The following is an 18,804-nucleotide window of genomic DNA, read 5'->3' as shown; positions in this document are numbered from 1 at the left end:
AAGATCATCCTTCGAGCGCAACGCGGCGACCCTCTCCCGGCTATCAGGCCAAACATCCTACCAGGAGACGGCCCGATGAGTGGAATTCATACAAGCACCAGCCAGAAGACCGGCAACCGGCAGAGCGGCGACGTGATCCTGGAGACCTCCGGGCTGGAACTCGCCTATGGCGCCTTCAAGGCGGTGGACGGGGTCGACCTCAGGATCCGCCGCGGCACCATCCACACCATCATCGGCCCCAACGGCGCCGGCAAGACCACCACCTTCCACTGCCTGACGGGCGAACGCCGGCCCACCGCCGGCCGGATCCTGTTCGACGGCAGCGACGTCACCCGCAAGCCGTCGCAGGATCGGGTCGGGCTCGGCATGTCGCGCTCCTTCCAGATCACCAGCCTGTTCCAGACCTTGAGCGTGCGCGAGAATCTCCGCCTCGCCGCCCAGGGCCGCGACGGGGCGAAGGCGCTCGCCTTCTGGCGCCCGGTCGGCGCCCGGCCCGATCATCTGAAGGTGGCGGACGAGATCATCGACCGGCTGCAGCTGGGCGCCCGCGCCCATGTGGCGGCGGGCGAACTCTCCCACGGCCAGCAGCGGGTGCTGGAGGTGGGCATGGCCATGGCCGCGCGGCCGAAACTGCTGCTGCTCGACGAGCCGACCTCGGGCATGGGCATCGACGACATTCCGGTGATGACGAAGCTGATCGGCGAGCTTGGCCGCGACTACACGGTCATGCTGATCGAGCACAATATGGGCATCGTGATGTCGATCAGCGACACGATCACGGTGATGCATCAGGGCAAGGTGCTGGTCGAGGGCGACCCCCGGACCGTGCGCAACGACCCGCGGGTGCGCGCCGCCTATCTGGGGGAGGCCGGGGCATGCTGACGCTGGACCAGGTCCACGCCTATTACGGCAAGAGCCATGTTCTGGAAGGCGTGTCGCTGGAGGTGCGGCCGGGCGAGCTGGTCACCCTGCTCGGCCGCAACGGCGCCGGCAAGACCACCACGCTCAAATCCATCGCCGGCATGGTGGACACGAAAGGCACGATCAGCTTCGACGGCACCAGCATCGCCGGCCGCCCCTCACACGACATCGCCCGCCGCGGCGTGGCGCTGGTGCAGGAACATCGCGGCATCTTCGGCATGCTCTCGGTCGAAGAGAATCTGAAGATCTCGGTCCGCAAGGGCAGCCGCTGGTCGCTCGACGACGTCTACGCCATGTTTCCGCGGCTGAAGGAACGGCGGCGCAATGGCGGCAAGGCGCTCTCGGGCGGCGAACAGCAGATGCTGGCCATCGCCCGCGCACTGGTCAACGCCCCCCGCATCCTGCTGCTGGACGAGCCGACCGAGGGGCTGGCCCCGGTGATCGTGGACGAAATCGTCCGCATCCTGGGCCGGATCCGCGAAAGCGGCGTGCCGGTGCTGCTGGTCGAACAGAACCTCGCGGTCTGCGAGAAACTGGCCGACCGGCATTACGTCCTGGAACAGGGCCGCATCGTCTATGCCGGCAGCAATGCCGATTTCCGCGCCGACCGCAGCGTCCGCGACCGCTATCTGGCGCTCGACGCCTGAACGCCGTTCAGAAAAGGATAAGAGCCCATGCCCCAGTCCTCCACCCCCCTCTCATCTACAGATCTGGGCGAACTCGGCGCGGGCGAACTGCTCGGCCTCTATGCCCGCAAGGCGGCCTCGCCGGTCGAGGCGACCGAGGCGGCGCTGGATCGCATCCGCCGCTTCGATGGCGCGGTCAACGCCTGGGTCCTGGTCGATGAAGACAGCGCCCGCGCCGATGCGAAGGCGTCGGAAGCGCGCTGGATGGCCGGCCGGCCGATCGGGCCGGTCGACGGCGTGCCGTCCTCGATCAAGGATCTGACCTTCACCCGCGGCTGGCCCACCCGCAAGGGATCGAAGACCATCGCCGCCGACGGCCCCTGGGAGGTGGATGCCCCCTTCACCGCCTTCATGCGGGGTGCGGGCGCGGTGCTGCTCGGCAAGACCACCACGCCGGAATTCGGCTGGAAAGGGGTCACCGACAGCGCGCTCACCGGCATCACCCGCAACCCCTGGAATGTAAATACCACGGCCGGTGGTTCCAGCGGTGGTGCCGGCGCGGCGGCGGCGCTCAATATGGGCGTGCTGCATCAGGGCTCCGATGCCGGCGGCTCGATCCGCATTCCCTGCGGCTTCACCGGCACCGCCGGCATCAAGCCGACCTTCGGCATCATCCCCCAATGGCCGGCCAGCGCCATGGGCACCACCTCGCATCTGGGGCCGATGGCCCGCACCATCGCCGATGTCGCGCTGATGATGACGGTGGTCGGCCAGGCGGATGACCGCGACTGGTATATGGGCGCGCCGATCTCTCGCGACTGGCGGCTGGGCCTGGACCAGGGCGTGCGCGGGCTGCGCATCGCCTTCAGCCCGACCCTGGGTTACGTGAACGTCCGCGAGGATGTGGCGCGCGAGGTCCGCAAGGCGGTCGACGTCCTGGCGGCACTCGGCGCGATCGTGGAAGAGGTCGATCCCGGTTTCGAAGATCCGATCGACATCTTCAACGCCCACTGGTTCGCCGGCGCCGCCAAGATCCTGGCCAATACCCCGGCCGATCAGCGCGCGTTGATCGACCCGGGCCTGCGCCGGGTGGCGGAGCTGGGCGCCGGCATCGACATCGTCGACTATATGCGCGCGGTCGATGCCCGGGTGGCGCTGGGCGAGCGCATGGCCGCCTTCCACCGCAGTTACGACCTGCTGGTCACCCCCAGCCTGCCGATTACCGCCTTCGAAGCCGGCCACGACGTGCCCCCGGGCTCGGGGCTGGATCACTGGATGCAGTGGACGCCCTTCACCTACCCCTTCAACCTGACCCAGCAGCCGGCGGCCTCGGTTCAGTGCGGCTTCGGCGATGACGGGCTGCCGGTCGGCCTGCATATCGTGGGGCCCCGCTTCCGCGACGAGCTGGTGCTGCGCGCGGCCCGCGCCTATGAACTCACCTGCCCGCCGCGTTTCCCGACGGCACCGGTGGTGCCGGGCTGACATCCCGCCAAAAGCAAAGGCCCGGCCGGGTGGCGCCACCCGGCCGGGCCTTGTCGTACATCCGGCATCCGATGTCGTCAGGCGCCGTGCATCTCGATCAGCTGGCGTGCCACGATGTCGTGGTCCAGCCACAGCACCGGCGCCTCGGGGGTGCTGGTGGCGCCGAAGATCAGCCGACCGGTGGCGGCGACCACATGCTGGCTCAGCACGTCGCTGACCAGGGTCTTGCGGTCCTTGTGCAGGTTCACGATGTCCTGCGAGGTGCCGACGGTCTGTTCCACCTGCTCGGCGCTGTTGGCCTTGGGCCAGCTGGCGAAATCGTAATAGGGCTGCATGGCCGGGTTTTGCTGATAGTCATGGACCATCTGCAGCACCGTATCGACGCTGATGCCGTCCTGCAGCAGGGTCTCGCAATACTGCCACAGGTCGTCGACCCAGGCGCCGCCGCCCTCGTGGCGCAGCGCCGTCAGCAGCGGCAGCAGCGACAGCTCGATGCCGGCGAAGACGTCCGAGGAATTGGTGCGGATTTCGGGGCAGTTGTACACCACCGCCTTGACGCCCTTGTCCCATGCCGCCCGGGCCAGCCCTTCCAGCCGCATCTTGGCATAGCCCTGGGTGTAGTTGGTATAGGTCTGCCAGCGATAGGCGCCGTCGATCAGCACCCGGGTGCCGTGATAGCCATAGGCGGTATAGCGCCCCTGGCCGCCCTCGGCTTCGATGCGGGCGCGCAAGGGTCCGCTCAGCTCCAGCAGATGGCCGAAGCTGTTGGCGGTGACCTCGTCGAAATTCTGCAGGATCAGCTTGCCCAGATCGCTGTCGATCAGCGCCTGAGACGACATATAGCGCGCGCCGCGGCCCTTATAGACCCGGTTGGCGATCGCCATGAACACCTTCGCCCGCGGGATGCCGCCGGCCATGGTATGGGCGAACAACACGTTGCGGCCGGCCGGGATCATCCCGTCCAGCTCTGCCATCACCCGGGTCACGGCGTCGCGGAAGCGGGCAACGCCCCCCTCGCGGGCCCGGGCGATCCGGTCCTGGTCCAGCTTGAAGCTTTGCCAGTTCTCAAGCGTCATCTCGCCCAGCATGTCGGTGGGCGTGGGCTCGCCGGGGGCGGCATCCATGTCGAAGCCGGCCATCAGCGGCACGTTGATGATGCGCCCGCCAAGCCCGGCCTCGGCCGCCGCCAGTTCCTCATCGGTCAGCGGCCTGAGCGCGCCGCCATTGTCCCGCCGGCCCATGGTCATGCCGATGACGGTCATGCCGGCCGCCTTCGCGGCCTCGATCAGGCCGGTGGCATAGCCACGCCCGAACATTTCCCCGAAGAGCACGAAGACATCGCCCTCCCCGAACAGGGTGTTCGCGGGGATCGATTTCAGCGCGAGAGGGTGTTCCATCATCTTATCCTGTCTGCCGGCGTCTGAACGCCGAAAGCTTGCTGCCCCGGACGCAGGCGCCTGGGATGACAGGACGACGTCGAATTGATCCGGGCTCACATTCACGCTGCCTGCCCGTGTGAACGCGCAGGCAGGGCCAACATTCAGCCCGGCGGAGAGAATGTCAAGCCACCCACCGCGCGAAGCGGTGGTCTGCCCCCCTCCGACGGCTCATTTCCCCTGGTGCCGGCGATCGAATGGCGACTTGGAAGGTGGATCCCCGCCTGCGCGGGGATGACGGGGGGAGATGAGGGTGAGCGGACCGGCCCCGCCTTGCCCGCCGTTGACCCCGTTGCTGTCTTCCGGCCGCGGCAAGGACGGCCATGTCAGGTGTCGCCGGTGCCGTACCCGCCCTCTATCATCAATACCGTCATCCCCGCGCAGGCGGGGATCCACCTTCCGTGCGCCGCAGCCGTCCAGGCGTCAGATCAGGCTGAACACCACCGCCAGCACCCCCATCAGGATCAGCCCGCCGATGAAGATCTGCCGGCGGCGCTTCGTCCGCAGGATGATCTCTCCCTGGCTGGTCTCGTCGCCGGTATAGCTGCGGCCCGTCTTGTCCGGGCCGCCCGGTCCGTTGCCGGTCATGACAGCTCTCCTTGCCCGGATGGCGGCCGGTCAGTAGACCGCAAGGGCCAGCACCACCGCGACCGCCACCACCAGCAGCCCGATCCAGATCAGCCCGCGCCTGCGCCGGGGCGAGGCGGGCGGGGTCATGCGGGCGGAGTCAGGGCGGGGATCGGTCGCCATACAGGATCTCCTCGTCAGGATCATCCCCATGAAACCGCCATGGCCGGACATGGTTCCGACGCCGGTGTGTTCAGACCGGCCTGATCCGCGCCAGGCTTTCGATCCGGTCCAGATCGGCTTCCAGGGCGTCGATCGCGGGCTCAGGCAGCGTCAATGCCGCCAGCCGGCGGAACTTGGCCCGCAGATCGGCCTCGGGCAGCGGGTTGTCGAAGCCGCCGATCGGGGTGTCGGATTGTGCCGAGACCACCCGTCCGTCGCGGAGCCGGATCTCCACCCGGGCCGCCCGCACCCCCGGCAGCAGCGCCGTCAGCGCCGGATCCTCGCGCACCGTCACCCGGGCGATCAGATCGACCATCGCCGGGTCGCGGACCACCTCGTCGCTGTAGACCCCGACATCATTGCTGCCGTGCATCAGCTGTGCCGCAACGTTGAACGGGATCGAATGCTTCGCCGCATAGGCATTGGCCACCCGGCCGCCGCCCAGCCGGGTGGCCGGATCGTAGGTGTGGACGACCACCCGGTCGATCATCGCAGGCGTCAGCCCGTGGGCTGCACGCAGATCGCGCGCCGCCTCGATCGGGGCATGGTTCCAGCGGCTGCAGGCATAGATCTTGAAGTAGTTGCGGGTCAGGTAGAAATGGTCGATCCGTGCCTCGACGGCGATCCCGAACCGCTCGCCCAGGATCTGCCCGAAGACCGTTTCCAGCGCCCCCGGCTCGCCGCAGAAGCCGGCGCGGGCAAGCTTCGCCGCCAGCAGCCCGTTATGATTGGTGAAACCGGTGAAGAGGTTGCGCACCGAGGCGCCGGAATTGGCCGCCATCTGCGAGGACGCGATCGGCAGCCCGGCCGCCAGTTCGATCGCGCGCGCCGTCAGTGCCGCATCATGGCCCAGCAGCCGCGCCGCCCCCACCGCGGTGCCGATGATGGTATGGGTTCCGAAGGGATGCACCGGCCCGCGCAGCTTCGTGGCCGCCCCCACCCGGACGGCGATCTCGTAGCCCGCGACCAGGGCTTCCAGCAGGGCGGCGCCCGATGCCCCCTCTTCCTCTGCCAGCGCCCAGAGCGCCGGGATGATGTGCACGCCCGGATGGTTGACCGCGAACTGGTTGCCCTCGTCCAGTTCCAGCGATACCCCGCCGGTGCCGTTGACCAGCGCCGCCATATGGGCCGCCGCCCGGGTACCGGTGCCGAACAGCGAGGCGCCGCCCGCCGCCAGGCCGGGGGCGATGGCGGCCAGATTGCGGATCTCGGGCAGGGCAGCCCCGCCCAGCATCACCCCCACCGTGTCGCGCAGGATCCGCTTCGCCTGGGCCACCACCGCGGCGGGCAGATCGTCCAGCCGGACGGACAGCGCCAGCCGGGCCAGCGCGTGGGCGGTCTCGGAGGGTTCGGTCAGAACCGGTGCCGCCGGGATCATGCCCCTGCCCCTGCGGCCACCAGCGCCGCGATCAGATCGGGTTTGGCGACCTGGGGCATCGGCCAGGTCCGCCGGCTCTGGGCCAGGCCCAGCCCCAGAAAGGCTTCGGCCAGCCGCAGCGACAGGCTGGCGGGCTCGATCAGCGGCACCGGCAGCTCTGCGGCGAGCCGCGCGGTCGCCGCGGCTTCCAGCGGCTGCCACAGCACCAGCACCTCGGCACCGTCTTCCGTGATCGCAGCCCGGGCCGCGGTCAGGATGGCGTCTTCGCCCTCACCGATCCGGCGTACCCCCGTGCACTGCGCCGCCAGCCCGTATTCCTGCACCAGCTTCTTCGCCCGCGTGTAACCGCCCGCCGGCGCCAGCACGCCGAAACAGGCCCCCAGCGTCAGGGCATAGAACAGCGCACTCCGCCCGGCCCCCACCACCGGCACATCCAGCACCGAGCGGAGGGCATTCGCGCCATAATCGCCGGGGTCGGCGACACAGACCGCGGCATAGCCCTCTGCCGCCGCACCCTGGTTCGCAGCACCCTGGCCGGCCGCCAGCACCGCCAGATCGGCGAGCGTCCAGTCATGGGCGCTGACCAGCCCGGCCGGCAGACCGGGCGCCGTCAGCGCCACCACCTCCGCCTCGGCACTTTCGGGCGCCGGATGGTCGGCGGTGAAGATCATCAGAATCCGGGACATCCGGTCTCTCCCTCTCAAAGCCCTGTCGCCGCCACACCCATGGCGGCCAGCGCCGCATCGGCCGGGGCGGCGGGGCGGGGAAAGCTCGCCCGGCTGTGGGTAAGCTTCTGGCGGATGGCGATTTCGGCCAGGCGGTAGGTCAGCGGGCCGGGGTTGATCACCGGCACCGGCAGACGTTCGGCCAGATAGGCATGGGCCTGATGCATGGTGGTGGAGCCGAGCACGATCACATCGGCGCCATCCTCTTCCACGCAGCGCAGCGCCGCGGCATGAAGCGCCGGAAAGAACGCCTCTTCCTTGCCCGCCATCAGGCTCTGATTGTCGGGCTGAAGATCGGCCGAGCGCAGCGAGGCGCATTTCGCCCCCAGCCCCAGTTCGGCCAGCGTCTTGGTATAGAGATGCCGCCAGCGGTCCCACATGGCGAGGATGGAGAAGCGGTCGCCCAGCATCAGCGCGGTCAGCATGGCATGACGCCCGGCCCCGATCACCGGGATGTCGAGCACCGAGCGCAGCGGCGCCATGCCGCCATCGCTGACCGTGTCGATGCAGACCGCGTCATAGCCCTCGGCCTGGGCGCGGATGCCGGCCTCCAGAATGCCCACATCCGACAGCACGCTGTCCTGCTGGCTGACATAATTGACCGGCGCGATCCGGACCGGGCGGAAATCGAAATCCATCCCCGGCCCCAGCCGCACCGACCGCAGCTGCGCGCGGCGCATCTCCAGATTGTCCGCATCCATCGGAAACGGCACGATCACCAGAACCCTGGCCATGATTTCGGCTCCCTGCATCTCAACACGCGGCGGCCGCGGTGCCGGCGAAACGGCCCGGCACAACCGCAGTCAACAAACCATTGCCACCCAGATAACCCCAGGCTGCAGGACCGGAGAGGCCCCGTGCCGCGCCGCCCGCAGCGAACAGTCCGGGCAGCGGCCGCCCGGCCCGGTCCAGCACCTGCGCCCGGGTATCGATGGCAAGCCCACCCTGGGTGTGGAACAGCGCCGCCCTGACCCGCACCGCCCGGAAGGGCGGCTGCAAGGGCGGTGTGCCGTCGAAAACCCGGCCGAAACGGTCGGGGGCATGGCCCCTGGTCACTGCCTCGACCTCGGCCAGCGTTTCGGCCAGTGCGCCCGCCGGCAGGCCGCAGGCCCGGGCCAGGTCCTCGACCGTGTCGCCCATGGCCACCACCCCGCTTGCCAGCACGCGGTGATAGTCGCGGAAGGTCAGCGCCGGCTCTTCGCAGCGCCGGTCATAGATCGTCCAGGCCACCCCGCCCGCCTGCCCCGCCACCGCATGGGCCTGTTCGGAGTAGCCGCGCATTTCGTTGGAAAACCGCCGGCCGTCGGCGGCGACCTGAACCCCGCCGCGGATGATCACCGCCCAGGTCACCGGCAGATCGGGGCCGTCGGCGACGCAATGGCCCTGATAGCCGCCCAGATCGACCAGGGCCGCGCCCAGCCTCTCCCCCCAGCGCAGGGCATCGCCGCGGCTGCCGTGATGGCCGCCATGCACGGCACCGGCCATTTCGGGGATATGGCGGATCACGGCCTCGGGATCGGCGCCATAGCCGCCGCTCGCCAGCACCAGCGCCCGGCAGGCCGTGTGATGCCGCCCTCCGGCCTCGTCGCGCCAGACCACCCCCGTCACCCGGCCGGCGGCATCCGTCTCGGGCGCCTCGACCGTCGCCCGGGTGATGAGCTGCACCCCTGCCCGGCTGACCGCCGCCAGAAGATCGGCCATGAAGGCGGTGCCGGTGCGCCCGGGCGGCACGTGATAACGATGTCGCGAATGGCCGGGATAGAGAATGTCGTCCAGCAGCTCGAAAGCGACGCCGTGGCGGTCCGCCAGCCACTCCACCGCCGGGCCCGAGGCCGCGGTGATCGCGCGGGCCAGATCGTGATCGGTGCGGCCCTTGGCCTTGGCGAGGATATCGGCCAGGAACAGCTCCGCATCATCCTCGATGCCGGCCGCACGCTGGAAACGGGTGCCGGCCCCCGGCAGCATGCCAAGGGTCAGCGCGGTATTGCCGGCCGGTGCCGCATCGCGTTCCAGCACCACCCCCGGTGCCCCGGCATCGCGGGCGGCCAGCGCCGCGGTCAGGCCGGCGGCACCGGCCCCGACAACGACGACCGGATGGGTCCCGGCCTCCACCCCGCTCACCAGCTCTCGCGGTCGGCGATCACCGGCCCGGTCAGGCGGAAGCGGTCGATGAAGCGCCGGCCATCCGCCAGATGGCCATGGCCGAAGACCAGGCTGCCGTCGTCGGTCAACGCCTCGACGAAGCCGTCATAGCGCCGGCCGGCCTGGGCATCGGCGGCAGCGGCCGCCGCCAGATCCAGCCGCGCGCCCTCTGCCGTCACCGCCACGAAGCCGTCGGCGACCAGCGGCCTGGCCGCCGCCACATCCCCCCGGCCGAGTGCAACGGCCAGCGCCTCGGCAAGCTCCGTTGCCGGCGGCAGCGGCGGCCCGGGCACGCGCGACACCCCGCCGCGGGCATAGGAACTGGCGGCCACCTCGCGCAGGATGGTCACCACCCCGTCCGGCGGCGCGGCCATCACCGACCGCACCACCCGGGTCATGCCCTTCAGCAGCCGGGCTTTGGTGGCGGCGTCATAGCCTTCGATGACGGTGGTCTCGACGACCGGCATGGGTCTGCCTCCCTGGTTGTCTCTCGGGCCGTGTCCGGGGCGCGATTACGCCACCGCCCCCTCCTCCGGCTCTTCATAGCTCCGCCCCAGCGCCAGCATCTCGGGCGTGCCGATCAGCGCGTTCAAGGCGTTGAAGTCGAACATCCGGTCCTTGAACGGCTGGTTGGTGCCGTTGGCCTTCAGCGAGCGGTAATAGGCCTGGGCGGTATGGGCCAGCGCGCGGACGATGCCGCCGGGGAAGATCACGATCCTGAACCCCAGCCCGCCCAGATCCTCGGCGCTGGCAAGCGGCGTGTCGCCGCCTTCGACCATGTTGACCAGCAAAGGCCGGATGCCGCCCAGCGAGCGGGTCACCGCCACCAGCTGTTCGCGCGATCGGGGCGCTTCGACGAACAGCACGTCGGCGCCGGCCTCGGCGTAAAGACGGGCGCGGTCGATGGCGCGGTCGAAGCCTTCCACCGCCACCGCATCGGTGCGGGCCACGATCAGGGTCTCGTCGCTCTGCCGCGCATCGACCGCGGCCTTCACCTTGCCCACCATCTCGGCGGCCGTGATCAGGCTCTTGTCCTGAAGATGGCCGCAGCGCTTGGGCAAAGTCTGGTCTTCCAGCTGGATGGCGGTCGCGCCCGCGCGTTCGAACAGGCGCACGGTGCGCTGCACGTTCAGCGCGTTGCCATAGCCGTTATCGGCATCCACGATCAGCGGCGTCGGCACGCGGTCGCGCACCAGGGTGACGACCTCGGCCACCTCGCTCATCGATACCAGCCCGATATCGGGCCGGCCGAGGCGGGTATAGGCGATCGCCGCACCCGACAGGTACAGCGCCTCGAACCCGGCGGCGGTTGCGATCGATGCGGTCAGCGCATCATAGACGCCGGGGGCGACCACGGGGGCGGCGGTCGTCAGTCTCTGTTTCAGGCTCATTTCACTGTTCCTCGCGCGCCGGCTCTTTGAGCAGCGCATCCAGATCCGCAAGATCGGCGGCCCGGTCCAGGCCGTCGACCGCCTCCCTGATGCGGGTGGCATGGGCCGCGCCCCAGACGGGCGTGGCCAGGTCCATGAATTTCGCGACCACCTCGTCGGGCCCGTAAGGGTCGACGGCATCGCCGCGATTGGTGAAGGTTTCACCCGCCAGCACGCGGCCGTCGGTCAGGCGGATGGTCACCCGCGCCGGGCGCCTGTCGGGCAGCATGGCGGTCATCGCCGGGTCTTCATCCACCGTCACCCGGCCGGCCAGATCCAGGATCCGCGCATCGGTCAGCGCCGGTGCCCGAAAGGCCGGCACGCTCGCCGCCCCATGGGCCAGCATGGTGGCGACCGCAAACGGCACCGAGAACTTGGCCGCCAGCATGTTGTCGGGCCGGGCCCCGTCCAGCTGCGCCGCCCAGACATAGGTCACCACCTCCACCCCGGCCACCGCCTCGGGCGCGATGGGGCCGTGGTCGGCGATCAGCCCCGCCACCACGTCGAGGGCCGCATGGGTGAAGCGGCAGGCGGCATGGCGCTTGAAGTAGTTGCGCCGGATTTCCCAGCGCGTGCCCAGTTCCGCCACCATCTCGTCGGGGCGGAAGCCTTCGGCCAGAACGCCGCCATACACGCTGCGCACCCCGTCGGTCTCGCCGGTGAAACCTGCCGCGACGAGATCCCAGGCGGTCAGCCCGTTGCGCGCCGACAGGCCGGCATAGGCGTTGCGCACCGTCGCCCCCTCCAGCATGGTCCTGAGGCTGGAGCCGACCGACAGGCTGGACGAGACGTTGATCGCGCCGATCACCTCTTCCGCCCCGGCACCGTCCAGCAGGGCGGCGCCCACGGCCGCCCCCACGGTGCCCCAGGTGCCGTGGGGGTGCAGCGCATTGCGCAGCCGGGCTGCCGCGCCGATCCGCGCACCGGCCTCGTAGCCGAAGACGAAGGCGTGCAGGAAGTCCGGGCCGGATACCTCCGCCAGCGGCCGCACCGCCAGCAGGGCCGGCAGCACATGGATGCCGGGATGGCCGCGGGCGAAGGAATTGCCCTCGTCCAGCTCCAGCATGGTGCCGGCGATGCCGTTGGCCAGCGCCGCATCATCGGCGCGCAGTGCGAGCCCGGCGCCCACGGCGGGGGCCGTCACCCGCCCGCCGCGGCGGGCGAGGCGCGCGGTCAGCGCCCGCATCTCGGGCTCCTGCATGCCTGCGGCGATGGCGCCCAGGCAGTCCAGCACCACCAGCCGCGCCTGGGCGGAAAGATCGGCATCGAAATCGCCGAAGCGGATGGTGGTCGCCGCCTCGGCGAAGCGCTTCAGCCAGGCCGGACGCGGCTCTGCCAGCAGAACCGAGGCCGGCACGACACCGGGGGTGACGATGGCCATGGGGGGCGGCTCCTTACAATCCGAGATAGGCGCGGCGCAGCTCGGGATCGGCGGCGATTTCCGCCGCATTGCCCGACATGGTCACCAGCCCGTTCTCGACGATGTAGGCGCGGCTCGCGATCTCCAGCGACTGCACCACATTCTGTTCCACCAGCATGATCGGCATGCCATCGGCATTCAGCCGGCGGATCAGGGTGAACATTTCCTCGACCAGCAGCGGCGACAGGCCCAGCGAGGGTTCGTCCAGGATCAGCAGCCGCGGCTCGGCCATCATGCCGCGGCCGATGGCCAGCATCTGCTGCTCGCCACCCGACAGCGTGCCGGCCGCCTGGGTGCGGCGTTCGCGCAGCCGCGGAAAGGTCTCGTAGACCCGTTCCAGATTGCGCGCCCGGTTCTTCCGCGCCCGGCGATAGCTGCCGAGTTCCAGATTTTCCTGAATGTCGAGATTGGGGAAGATCTTGCGGCCCTCCGGCACCTGGATCAGCCCGGCCTCGACGATTGCCGCCGCATCCACCCCGTCCAGCCGGCGGCCTTCGAAGGTGATCTGCCCCGCGCGCGCCGGCAGCACGCCCGAGAGCACCTTGTTGAGCGTGGTCTTGCCGACACCGTTCGATCCCAGCACCGCCACGATCTCGCCGGTACCCACCGCCAGATCGATGCCGCGCAGCCCCTCGACCCCGCCATAGCCGGCCTTCAGGCCGGCAACCTCCAGCACGCGCTCCGCCCCGGTCATGGCCGCGCCCCTTCCGCCTTCAGCCGCTCGGCCGCACCCCGGCCCAGATAGGCTTCGATCACCTTCGGATCGACGCAGACCTCCTGCGGCGTGCCCTCTGCGATCATCTCGCCCTGGGCCAGCACATAGACCTCGTCGCACAGGTTCATCACCGCCTGCATCACATGTTCGATCATCAGGATGGTGATGCCCTCGTCGCGGATCGCCCGGATCACCGGCACGATGTCGCGGATCTCCGACGGGTTCAGCCCGGCCAGTACCTCGTCCAGCAGCAGCAGCCGCGGCTCGGTCGCCAGCGCCCGGGCCAGTTCCAGCCGCTTGCGACCGGCGACCGTCAGGCTGGAGGCCGGCTTGTCCAGATCCGCGCCCAGCCCCACCCGGCGGGCCACGGCCTCGGCCCGGGCATGGGCTTCGGCGGCACCGGCATGGCGCAGATAGGCGCCGACGGCGATGTTCTCGCGCACATTCAGCCCGGCGAAGGGCTGGACGATCTGGAAGGTGCGCGCAATGCCGAGCCTCGCACGTTCGTGCGCAGGACGGCCGGTGATGTCGGTGCCTTCCAGCACCACCCGGCCGGCGGTCGGGGTCAGAAAGCCGGCGATGATCGCGAACAGCGTGGTCTTGCCGGCGCCGTTGGGCCCGATCAGCCCGACGATCCGTCCGGGCGCCACTTTCAGCGAGGCACCGCCCACCGCGGTCAGCCCACCGAAGCGCATGGTGATGTCGTGAACGTCCAGCATCACGCGCCCTCCCCGCCGGTTCCGGTTCCTTTGGCACGGCCGCCGCCCCGCAGTTTCTGCAGCAGGCCCAGCACGCCGCCCGGCGCAAAGGCGATCACCAGCACCAGCACCGCGCCATAGACCGCCAGATCGATGCCCGGCACCCGGCCGGTGAACATCTTGGTCGCCTCACCCAGCCCGTGCAGGGTGAAGGCGCCGATGATCGGCCCCAGCACCAGCCCGCGACCGCCGACCATGGGGGCGAGCAGCGCCTCCACCGAAATCCACAGCCCATAGGCGATGTTGGCGTCGATATAGAGGAAATACTGCAGATACAGGCAGCCCGCCGCCGCGGTCAGCGCGCCCGAGACCGTGATCGCCCGCAGCTTCACCGCCAGCACATCCACACCCAGCGCCCGCGCCGCTTCCTCGTTCTCGCGCACCGCCACCAGCTGGGCGCCGAAGCGGGAATTGGCGATCATCTGGCAGATCACCAGGCCGGCGGCCACAAAGGCCAGCGCCAGCCACAGAAAGGCGCCGCGGCTGCTGAACTGCATGTTCCAGAAGCCGACATCCAGCTTCAGCAGCAGGCCGGCCGCACCATTGGTGAAGCCCGAGGCATTGGCCAGGATGCGCAGCACCTCGGCGAAGGCCAGCGTCACCAGCGCGAAATAGGACCCGCGCAACCCGGCGCGGAAGGCCAGATAGCCGATCACCCGGCCGACCACGGCGCCCGCCACCACACCCGCGGCCATCGCCGCCCAGGCATTCACGCCGTAGCGGGTCTGAAGGATCGCGGATGCATAGGCGCCGGTGCCGAAAAAGGCGGCATGACCGAAGGACGACTGGCCGCCGGTGCCGCCCAGCAGGTTCCAGCCCTGCGCCACCAGGGTGATGATCAGCACGAAGACGACGAAATTGAGGATGACGTTAGAGGTGACCACCAGCGGCAGGGCCGCCAGCACCACCAGGATCAGGGCGATGGGAAGATAGCCGCGTCGCATCACGCCCGTGCTCCGAACAGACCGGTGGGCCGGAACAGCAACACCAGGATGAAGATCAGGAAGATGCCGATCTGGCCCAGGCTTTCGCCCAGATACAGCCCGCACAGGCTTTCGACCACGCCGATGAACAGCCCGCCGATCAGGGCGCCGGTGATCGATCCCATGCCGCCCAGCACCACGATGGTGAAGGCGACCAGCACGAAGGCGCCGCCGACCCGCGGGTTGACATAGAAGGTCGGCATCAGCAGACAGGCGGCGATGGCGAGCGTGGCGCAGCCGAGGCCAAAGGTGACGGCGAAGACATGGGCGACATTGATGCCGACCAGCCGCGCGCCCAGCTTCTCTTTCGCCACCGCCCGGATCGCCTTGCCGGTATCGGTGCGTGCCAGCAGCAGCCAGAGCAGCGCGCTCACCACCACGGCCCCCGCAAATCCGTACAGCCGCGCCTGGGAAATCAGCAGCGGCCCGAGTTCGACCACCTGAAAGGAATAATCGGTCGACAGCGACCGGGTATCCGACTGGAAGACGGCGAGCAGCACATTCTCGATCACGATCGACAGGCCCAGCGTCACCAGCAGGATATTGCCGTCATCGCCATGGGCGGCCGGCCCGATGATGAAACGCTGCACGCCATAGCCGATGGCGAAGAACACCAGCGTCAGCGGCAGGATCGCCAGATAGGGATCCAGGCCGAAGGCGGTGTAGACCAGCCAGACGGCGAACATCGCGCAGGTCAGCAGGGCGCCATGCGCAAAATTGATGATGTGCAAAACACCATACACCAGCGTCAGACCCAGCGCGATGAGCGCATAGACCGCACCGGTCAGAAGCCCGTTCAGCATGGCTTCCGCGACGATGGGAAGGGAGTACATCGTGCGATCCGTTTCGGCAAACGGGGACCGGGGCGACGCCGGCAGAGGCCAGGCGCCGCCCGGTCGCCCGGATCAGCTCTCGACAGGGAAGATCGGCTTGGCGTCCGCGAAGCTTTCCGGATAGACCACCCGGATCTGGGACTTCTGGACCTGGGTCGACACCGGCGCCGCCCCCTGGTTCTGCCCGCCCTCGAACTTCGTCGGGCCATAGGGCATCAGATGGTCCGAGAAGGTCGAAGAGGCCAGCGCCTCGATGATCTTGGTGCGATCGGCGCTCGCCGCACGCTCGATCGCATCGGCCAGCAGCATCATGCAGGAATAGTTGAGCGGGGTGTTGTAGTTCCACTGCTTGCCGGCATCGGCCACCCGCTTCTGCAGCGCGGCATTCTTCGGATTGCGCGGATCGTGCCAGTGATTCACGTCCATGATGTTCTCGGCCGCTTCGGGGAATTCCTTCACGAAGCGCATATTCGATGCCGCACCATTGACCACGGCATAAACCGCCTTCGGCCGCACGCGCTGCTGCTGCATGGTCCGCGCCAGCAGCACGGTTTCGCCGTAATAGGTGCTGGGGATCACCAGATCCGGGCGCAGAGAGCGCAGCCGCAGCACCACGTTCGACAGATCCCGCGACGGCGTCGGCACGGCGATGGTCTCAAGGATTTCGAAGCCGTGCTTGGGCAGCTCGGTCTGCATCAGCCTGGCCAGGCCCGACCCGAACAGCCCGTCTTCATGCACCAGCGCCACGGTCCTGGCCGGGCGGCCGGCGGCGTTGTTGATCCGCACCAGATTGTCGATCGCGGTGCGGGTGCAGATGCTGAAACCGGGCGCGAAGCGGAAGGTGTTGGTCAGGCCGCGGCTGATGATCTGGTCCGACACGCCGACATCGACGATATAGGGCAGGTCATAGCGCGCCGCCGCCTGGGTGGTGGCCAGGCAGATCGGGCTGGCAAAGCCGCCGACGACGGCGGCCACGCCCTCGCTCTGCATCCGCTCCACTTCCTGCACGCCGACTTCGGGGTTCGATCGCGCATCGCCGAAGACCATTTCGATCTTCGCGCCGCCCAGCGACTTGATGCCGCCCGAGGCGTTGATGTCGGCGATGGCGAGTTCGGCGCCCGTGCGGCCGAATTCACCGTCCATCGCCAGCGCGCCGGTCACCGGCTGCAGCACACCGATCTTCACCGCCGGCGGCTCGGCGGCGCGCAGCACCGCCGGTGCCGCCATCACCGCCGCCGCGGCCATGCCGCCCTTCAGCGCGGTACGGCGGCTGATCGATTTGTCGAACAAAGTCATGATCGTGCCTCCTCTGCCGGCCGTCGTCCCACCGCCGGCCGCTGTCATTGTTCTTTGTCCCGGTCCGGGTCGGTCACGCCGACCCTGTTCTGCCGGACGGTCACCTTCCTTCACGCGGCACGGAAGGTGGATCCCCGCCTTCGCGGGGATGACGGTTTCTGGTTTTATGCTTGAAAAGCGACCGTCACCGCCGCAACGCGCGTCCGTTCACCCCACGTCATCCCCATCATCCCGCCTCTCCTTCGTCATCCCCGCGAAAGGCAACTGTCAGCCCTCACGCCGGACGGGTGGGCGGGGCCCATGGAATCTCTTTTGCAATCATGATGTTAATCGTGATCGCGATCTTCCGCATAAGGGCGGTGAGCGCCACCTTGCCAGGCTTTCCGTTGCGGACGAGGCCGTCGTAAAAGGCCTTCCAGACGGGGTTGTAGCGCAGGGCGCAAAGTGCAGCCATGTAAAGAGCCGAGCGTGCATGTCGTCTTCCAGCCTTGATATGGCGTCGATTGTCCGTTCGCCCGGAGCGGTCAAGATAAGGCGCAACACCGATCAATGCCGTGATCTTGCGGCTGGAGATGGCGCCCCATTCGGGCACGCAGGCGAGCAGCGTGGTGGTCAGTGTTGTTCCGATGCCGGGGATGGACGAGATGAGGTCGTGGCGGCGGGCAAGCCGGGCGTCAGCGCGGACCACCTGCCGGATGCGGGCGTCGATCTCCCGCAGATCGGCCTCGGCCTGTTTCAGACGGCGCTGATGCAGGTCGCGCACCGCCCCGGAGACCCGGTCGCGCTGGGCCTTGAGCCTGGTCAGGCACCGCACGATGTCGCGGCGGTAGCTTTCGAGTTCGGCAAGCCGCCGGTCTTCCGGACGCGGCGGCACGATCTCCGCCGACACGGTGCCGGCAAAGCGCGCGATGAGTGCCGCGTCGATCGGATCATCCTTGGCCAGCGTGCCGCAGGCCTGACCGAAACGGCGCACCTGCAGGGCATTGCACCGGCGCATCGGCAGGCCGGCCGCCAGCAACGCGTCGCAAAGCGGCTGTTCATAGCCGCCCGTCGCCTCGAAGGCGATCTGTGCCGGCGCGAGACGGCGCAGATCCGCGATCAACGCGCGGCGCCCTTCAACAGTGTTCGGTCGGCTGCAACGCCTGTCACCTGGAACGATGTGGACATCCAGCCGGTCTTTCGACACGTCGATGCCGACAATCGGGCGATCCTGTGGCATGATTTCTCCCTTTCCCAAGCTTGTTGGCGGGCTCTTGGCCCATGCAACTGTGCGGGCTTGTGGAAGGGCGATCGGGGCCATCCTTTCGCGCGTGGTCTGCACTGCGGGGATCTCGGCCTCCCGATCGCCGGGCCCGGGGGGTGGCCACCCCCCGGGCCCGCTTTCATTATGCACGGCTTCGTCCAACAGGCGGGGATCCAGGTTTGCCGCCGTGCGAAGACCGCCGACAAGCCGGGCGCCGGCCGGGATGACGGGAACGTCGCAGGGCTGACAGGGGCGTGGTCGCGAGCGGTCATCGATCATTCCTGTGGAGGCCTACCTGGATCCCCGCCTTCGCGGGGATGACGGTGTTTCTTTTGTGCGGACATGGTCGACGATGGAGTCGGACAGCGGCGGTGGTGGTTGGGCGGTGCGGAGGCGGTCGACGGCGGTGGTGGACAACGGCGGTAGCGGTAGCGGTTGGACGGTACGGACATGATCGACGGCGGTGCCGGCCATGGCGGGGCGACGGGCACGTTCGATCGTTCCCGCAGAACCCGGCGGTCATGTCCGACACCGCCCCTGCCCGCCTGCGCACACCCCCTCCACCGTCATCCCCGCGGAGGCGGGGATCCAGGTTTGCCGCCCTGTGGAGGACGGCGACATGGCGGG

General features: G+C 69.0%; 19 protein-coding genes. 3 read left to right on the top strand and 16 right to left on the bottom strand.

Annotation, left to right across the window (positions count from 1 at the left end; genetic code table 11):
* Positions 1 to 75: 75 nt before the first annotated feature.
* The 3 genes from CMO28_RS02570 to CMO28_RS02560 are packed head-to-tail and all read left to right on the top strand — an operon-like array spanning position 76 to position 3,029.
* Entirely contained in the window at positions 76 to 882 is an 807-nt protein-coding gene (locus CMO28_RS02570; protein ID WP_296709096.1) for an ABC transporter ATP-binding protein, read from the top strand.
* A complete protein-coding gene (locus tag CMO28_RS02565; RefSeq protein WP_062765789.1) occupies positions 876 to 1,568 on the top strand; it encodes an ABC transporter ATP-binding protein in 693 nt (230 codons plus the stop codon). Before CMO28_RS02570 ends, CMO28_RS02565 begins: the two co-directional genes overlap by 7 nt.
* A 27-nt stretch (positions 1,569 to 1,595) precedes the next feature.
* A complete protein-coding gene (locus CMO28_RS02560) occupies positions 1,596 to 3,029 on the top strand; it encodes an amidase (protein WP_296709093.1) in 1,434 nt (477 codons plus the stop codon).
* Between the two features lie 77 nt (positions 3,030 to 3,106).
* Here CMO28_RS02560 and CMO28_RS02555 read toward each other — a convergent pair whose 3' ends face one another.
* The 16 genes from CMO28_RS02555 to CMO28_RS02480 all read right to left on the bottom strand — a co-directional run bounded on the left by CMO28_RS02555 (position 3,107) and on the right by CMO28_RS02480 (position 18,153).
* The gene (locus CMO28_RS02555) at positions 3,107 to 4,426 is read right to left on the bottom strand and encodes an enoyl ACP reductase FabMG family protein (protein ID WP_322111288.1); all 1,320 of its coding nucleotides are present in this window, start codon (positions 4,424 to 4,426) and stop codon (positions 3,107 to 3,109) included.
* Positions 4,427 to 4,888: 462 nt separating this feature from the next.
* Entirely contained in the window at positions 4,889 to 5,053 is a 165-nt protein-coding gene (locus tag CMO28_RS02550; protein ID WP_296709088.1) for a hypothetical protein, read from the bottom strand.
* A 30-nt stretch (positions 5,054 to 5,083) separates the two neighbouring features.
* Positions 5,084 to 5,215 carry a hypothetical protein gene (locus CMO28_RS02545; protein ID WP_296709086.1) on the bottom strand — a complete coding sequence of 44 codons (132 nt, stop codon included), beginning with the start codon at positions 5,213 to 5,215 and terminating at the stop codon, positions 5,084 to 5,086.
* A 70-nt stretch (positions 5,216 to 5,285) separates the two neighbouring features.
* A complete protein-coding gene (locus CMO28_RS02540; protein WP_296709083.1) occupies positions 5,286 to 6,632 on the bottom strand; it encodes an MmgE/PrpD family protein in 1,347 nt (448 codons plus the stop codon).
* On the bottom strand, positions 6,629 to 7,318 hold the full coding sequence (locus CMO28_RS02535) for an aspartate/glutamate racemase family protein (protein ID WP_296709080.1): 690 nt from the start codon (positions 7,316 to 7,318) through the stop codon (positions 6,629 to 6,631). The genes CMO28_RS02540 and CMO28_RS02535 overlap by 4 nt, the downstream gene beginning before the upstream one ends.
* A gap of 14 nt (positions 7,319 to 7,332) precedes the next feature.
* Positions 7,333 to 8,091, bottom strand: a complete 759-nt coding sequence (locus CMO28_RS02530) for an aspartate/glutamate racemase family protein (protein ID WP_296709077.1) — start codon at positions 8,089 to 8,091, stop codon at positions 7,333 to 7,335.
* Positions 8,092 to 8,110: 19 nt separating this feature from the next.
* The gene (locus CMO28_RS02525) at positions 8,111 to 9,478 is read right to left on the bottom strand and encodes an FAD-dependent oxidoreductase (RefSeq protein WP_322111286.1); all 1,368 of its coding nucleotides are present in this window, start codon (positions 9,476 to 9,478) and stop codon (positions 8,111 to 8,113) included.
* Positions 9,475 to 9,966, bottom strand: coding sequence for a tautomerase family protein (locus CMO28_RS02520; RefSeq protein WP_296709075.1), 492 nt, complete (start codon positions 9,964 to 9,966; stop codon positions 9,475 to 9,477). The genes CMO28_RS02525 and CMO28_RS02520 overlap by 4 nt, the downstream gene beginning before the upstream one ends.
* Positions 9,967 to 10,011: 45 nt before the next feature.
* Positions 10,012 to 10,890 (bottom strand): isocitrate lyase/PEP mutase family protein, encoded by an 879-nt coding sequence (locus CMO28_RS02515; RefSeq protein ID WP_296709073.1) that lies wholly within the window; start codon positions 10,888 to 10,890, stop codon positions 10,012 to 10,014.
* 1 nt (position 10,891) lies between these two features.
* The gene (locus CMO28_RS02510) at positions 10,892 to 12,310 is read right to left on the bottom strand and encodes an MmgE/PrpD family protein (RefSeq protein ID WP_296709071.1); all 1,419 of its coding nucleotides are present in this window, start codon (positions 12,308 to 12,310) and stop codon (positions 10,892 to 10,894) included.
* 13 nt (positions 12,311 to 12,323) lie between these two features.
* Positions 12,324 to 13,025 (bottom strand): ABC transporter ATP-binding protein, encoded by a 702-nt coding sequence (locus tag CMO28_RS02505; RefSeq protein WP_322111287.1) that lies wholly within the window; start codon positions 13,023 to 13,025, stop codon positions 12,324 to 12,326.
* A gap of 14 nt (positions 13,026 to 13,039) precedes the next feature.
* Positions 13,040 to 13,783 carry an ABC transporter ATP-binding protein gene (locus CMO28_RS02500; protein ID WP_296709064.1) on the bottom strand — a complete coding sequence of 248 codons (744 nt, stop codon included), beginning with the start codon at positions 13,781 to 13,783 and terminating at the stop codon, positions 13,040 to 13,042.
* Entirely contained in the window at positions 13,783 to 14,766 is a 984-nt protein-coding gene (locus CMO28_RS02495; RefSeq protein WP_296709063.1) for a branched-chain amino acid ABC transporter permease, read from the bottom strand. Before CMO28_RS02495 ends, CMO28_RS02500 begins: the two co-directional genes overlap by 1 nt.
* Positions 14,766 to 15,638, bottom strand: a complete 873-nt coding sequence (locus tag CMO28_RS02490) for a branched-chain amino acid ABC transporter permease (protein ID WP_062765764.1) — start codon at positions 15,636 to 15,638, stop codon at positions 14,766 to 14,768. The genes CMO28_RS02495 and CMO28_RS02490 overlap by 1 nt, the downstream gene beginning before the upstream one ends.
* A 72-nt stretch (positions 15,639 to 15,710) precedes the next feature.
* Complete coding sequence (locus CMO28_RS02485; protein WP_296709058.1) at positions 15,711 to 16,934, bottom strand: ABC transporter substrate-binding protein; 1,224 nt, start codon at positions 16,932 to 16,934, stop codon at positions 15,711 to 15,713.
* A gap of 274 nt (positions 16,935 to 17,208) precedes the next feature.
* Positions 17,209 to 18,153, bottom strand: coding sequence for a transposase (locus CMO28_RS02480; RefSeq protein ID WP_296709056.1), 945 nt, complete (start codon positions 18,151 to 18,153; stop codon positions 17,209 to 17,211).
* Between the last annotated feature and the right edge of the window lie 651 nt (positions 18,154 to 18,804).

The organism is Tistrella sp. (genome assembly GCF_002684955.1).
Classification (GTDB): domain Bacteria; phylum Pseudomonadota; class Alphaproteobacteria; order Tistrellales; family Tistrellaceae; genus Tistrella; species Tistrella mobilis.
This window is presented reverse-complemented; position numbering and strand designations above follow the sequence as displayed.

What these genes read in the sequence shown, in the direction of transcription:
- CMO28_RS02545 (WP_296709086.1), bottom strand. Translation starts at nt 5,215, where the DNA reads ATGGCGACCGATCCCCGCCCTGACTCCGCCCGCATGACCCCGCCCGCC.
- CMO28_RS02540 (WP_296709083.1), bottom strand. Translation starts at nt 6,632, where the DNA reads ATGATCCCGGCGGCACCGGTTCTGACCGAACCCTCCGAGACCGCCCAC.
- CMO28_RS02530 (WP_296709077.1), bottom strand. Translation starts at nt 8,091, where the DNA reads ATGGCCAGGGTTCTGGTGATCGTGCCGTTTCCGATGGATGCGGACAAT.
- CMO28_RS02560 (WP_296709093.1), top strand. Translation starts at nt 1,596, where the DNA reads ATGCCCCAGTCCTCCACCCCCCTCTCATCTACAGATCTGGGCGAACTC.
- CMO28_RS02485 (WP_296709058.1), bottom strand. Translation starts at nt 16,934, where the DNA reads ATGACTTTGTTCGACAAATCGATCAGCCGCCGTACCGCGCTGAAGGGC.
- CMO28_RS02500 (WP_296709064.1), bottom strand. Translation starts at nt 13,783, where the DNA reads ATGCTGGACGTTCACGACATCACCATGCGCTTCGGTGGGCTGACCGCG.
- CMO28_RS02535 (WP_296709080.1), bottom strand. Translation starts at nt 7,318, where the DNA reads ATGTCCCGGATTCTGATGATCTTCACCGCCGACCATCCGGCGCCCGAA.
- CMO28_RS02490 (WP_062765764.1), bottom strand. Translation starts at nt 15,638, where the DNA reads ATGTACTCCCTTCCCATCGTCGCGGAAGCCATGCTGAACGGGCTTCTG.
- CMO28_RS02510 (WP_296709071.1), bottom strand. Translation starts at nt 12,310, where the DNA reads ATGGCCATCGTCACCCCCGGTGTCGTGCCGGCCTCGGTTCTGCTGGCA.
- CMO28_RS02520 (WP_296709075.1), bottom strand. Translation starts at nt 9,966, where the DNA reads ATGCCGGTCGTCGAGACCACCGTCATCGAAGGCTATGACGCCGCCACC.
- CMO28_RS02555 (WP_322111288.1), bottom strand. Translation starts at nt 4,426, where the DNA reads ATGGAACACCCTCTCGCGCTGAAATCGATCCCCGCGAACACCCTGTTC.
- CMO28_RS02550 (WP_296709088.1), bottom strand. Translation starts at nt 5,053, where the DNA reads ATGACCGGCAACGGACCGGGCGGCCCGGACAAGACGGGCCGCAGCTAT.
- CMO28_RS02565 (WP_062765789.1), top strand. Translation starts at nt 876, where the DNA reads ATGCTGACGCTGGACCAGGTCCACGCCTATTACGGCAAGAGCCATGTT.
- CMO28_RS02570 (WP_296709096.1), top strand. Translation starts at nt 76, where the DNA reads ATGAGTGGAATTCATACAAGCACCAGCCAGAAGACCGGCAACCGGCAG.
- CMO28_RS02515 (WP_296709073.1), bottom strand. Translation starts at nt 10,890, where the DNA reads ATGAGCCTGAAACAGAGACTGACGACCGCCGCCCCCGTGGTCGCCCCC.
- CMO28_RS02495 (WP_296709063.1), bottom strand. Translation starts at nt 14,766, where the DNA reads ATGCGACGCGGCTATCTTCCCATCGCCCTGATCCTGGTGGTGCTGGCG.
- CMO28_RS02480 (WP_296709056.1), bottom strand. Translation starts at nt 18,153, where the DNA reads ATGCCACAGGATCGCCCGATTGTCGGCATCGACGTGTCGAAAGACCGG.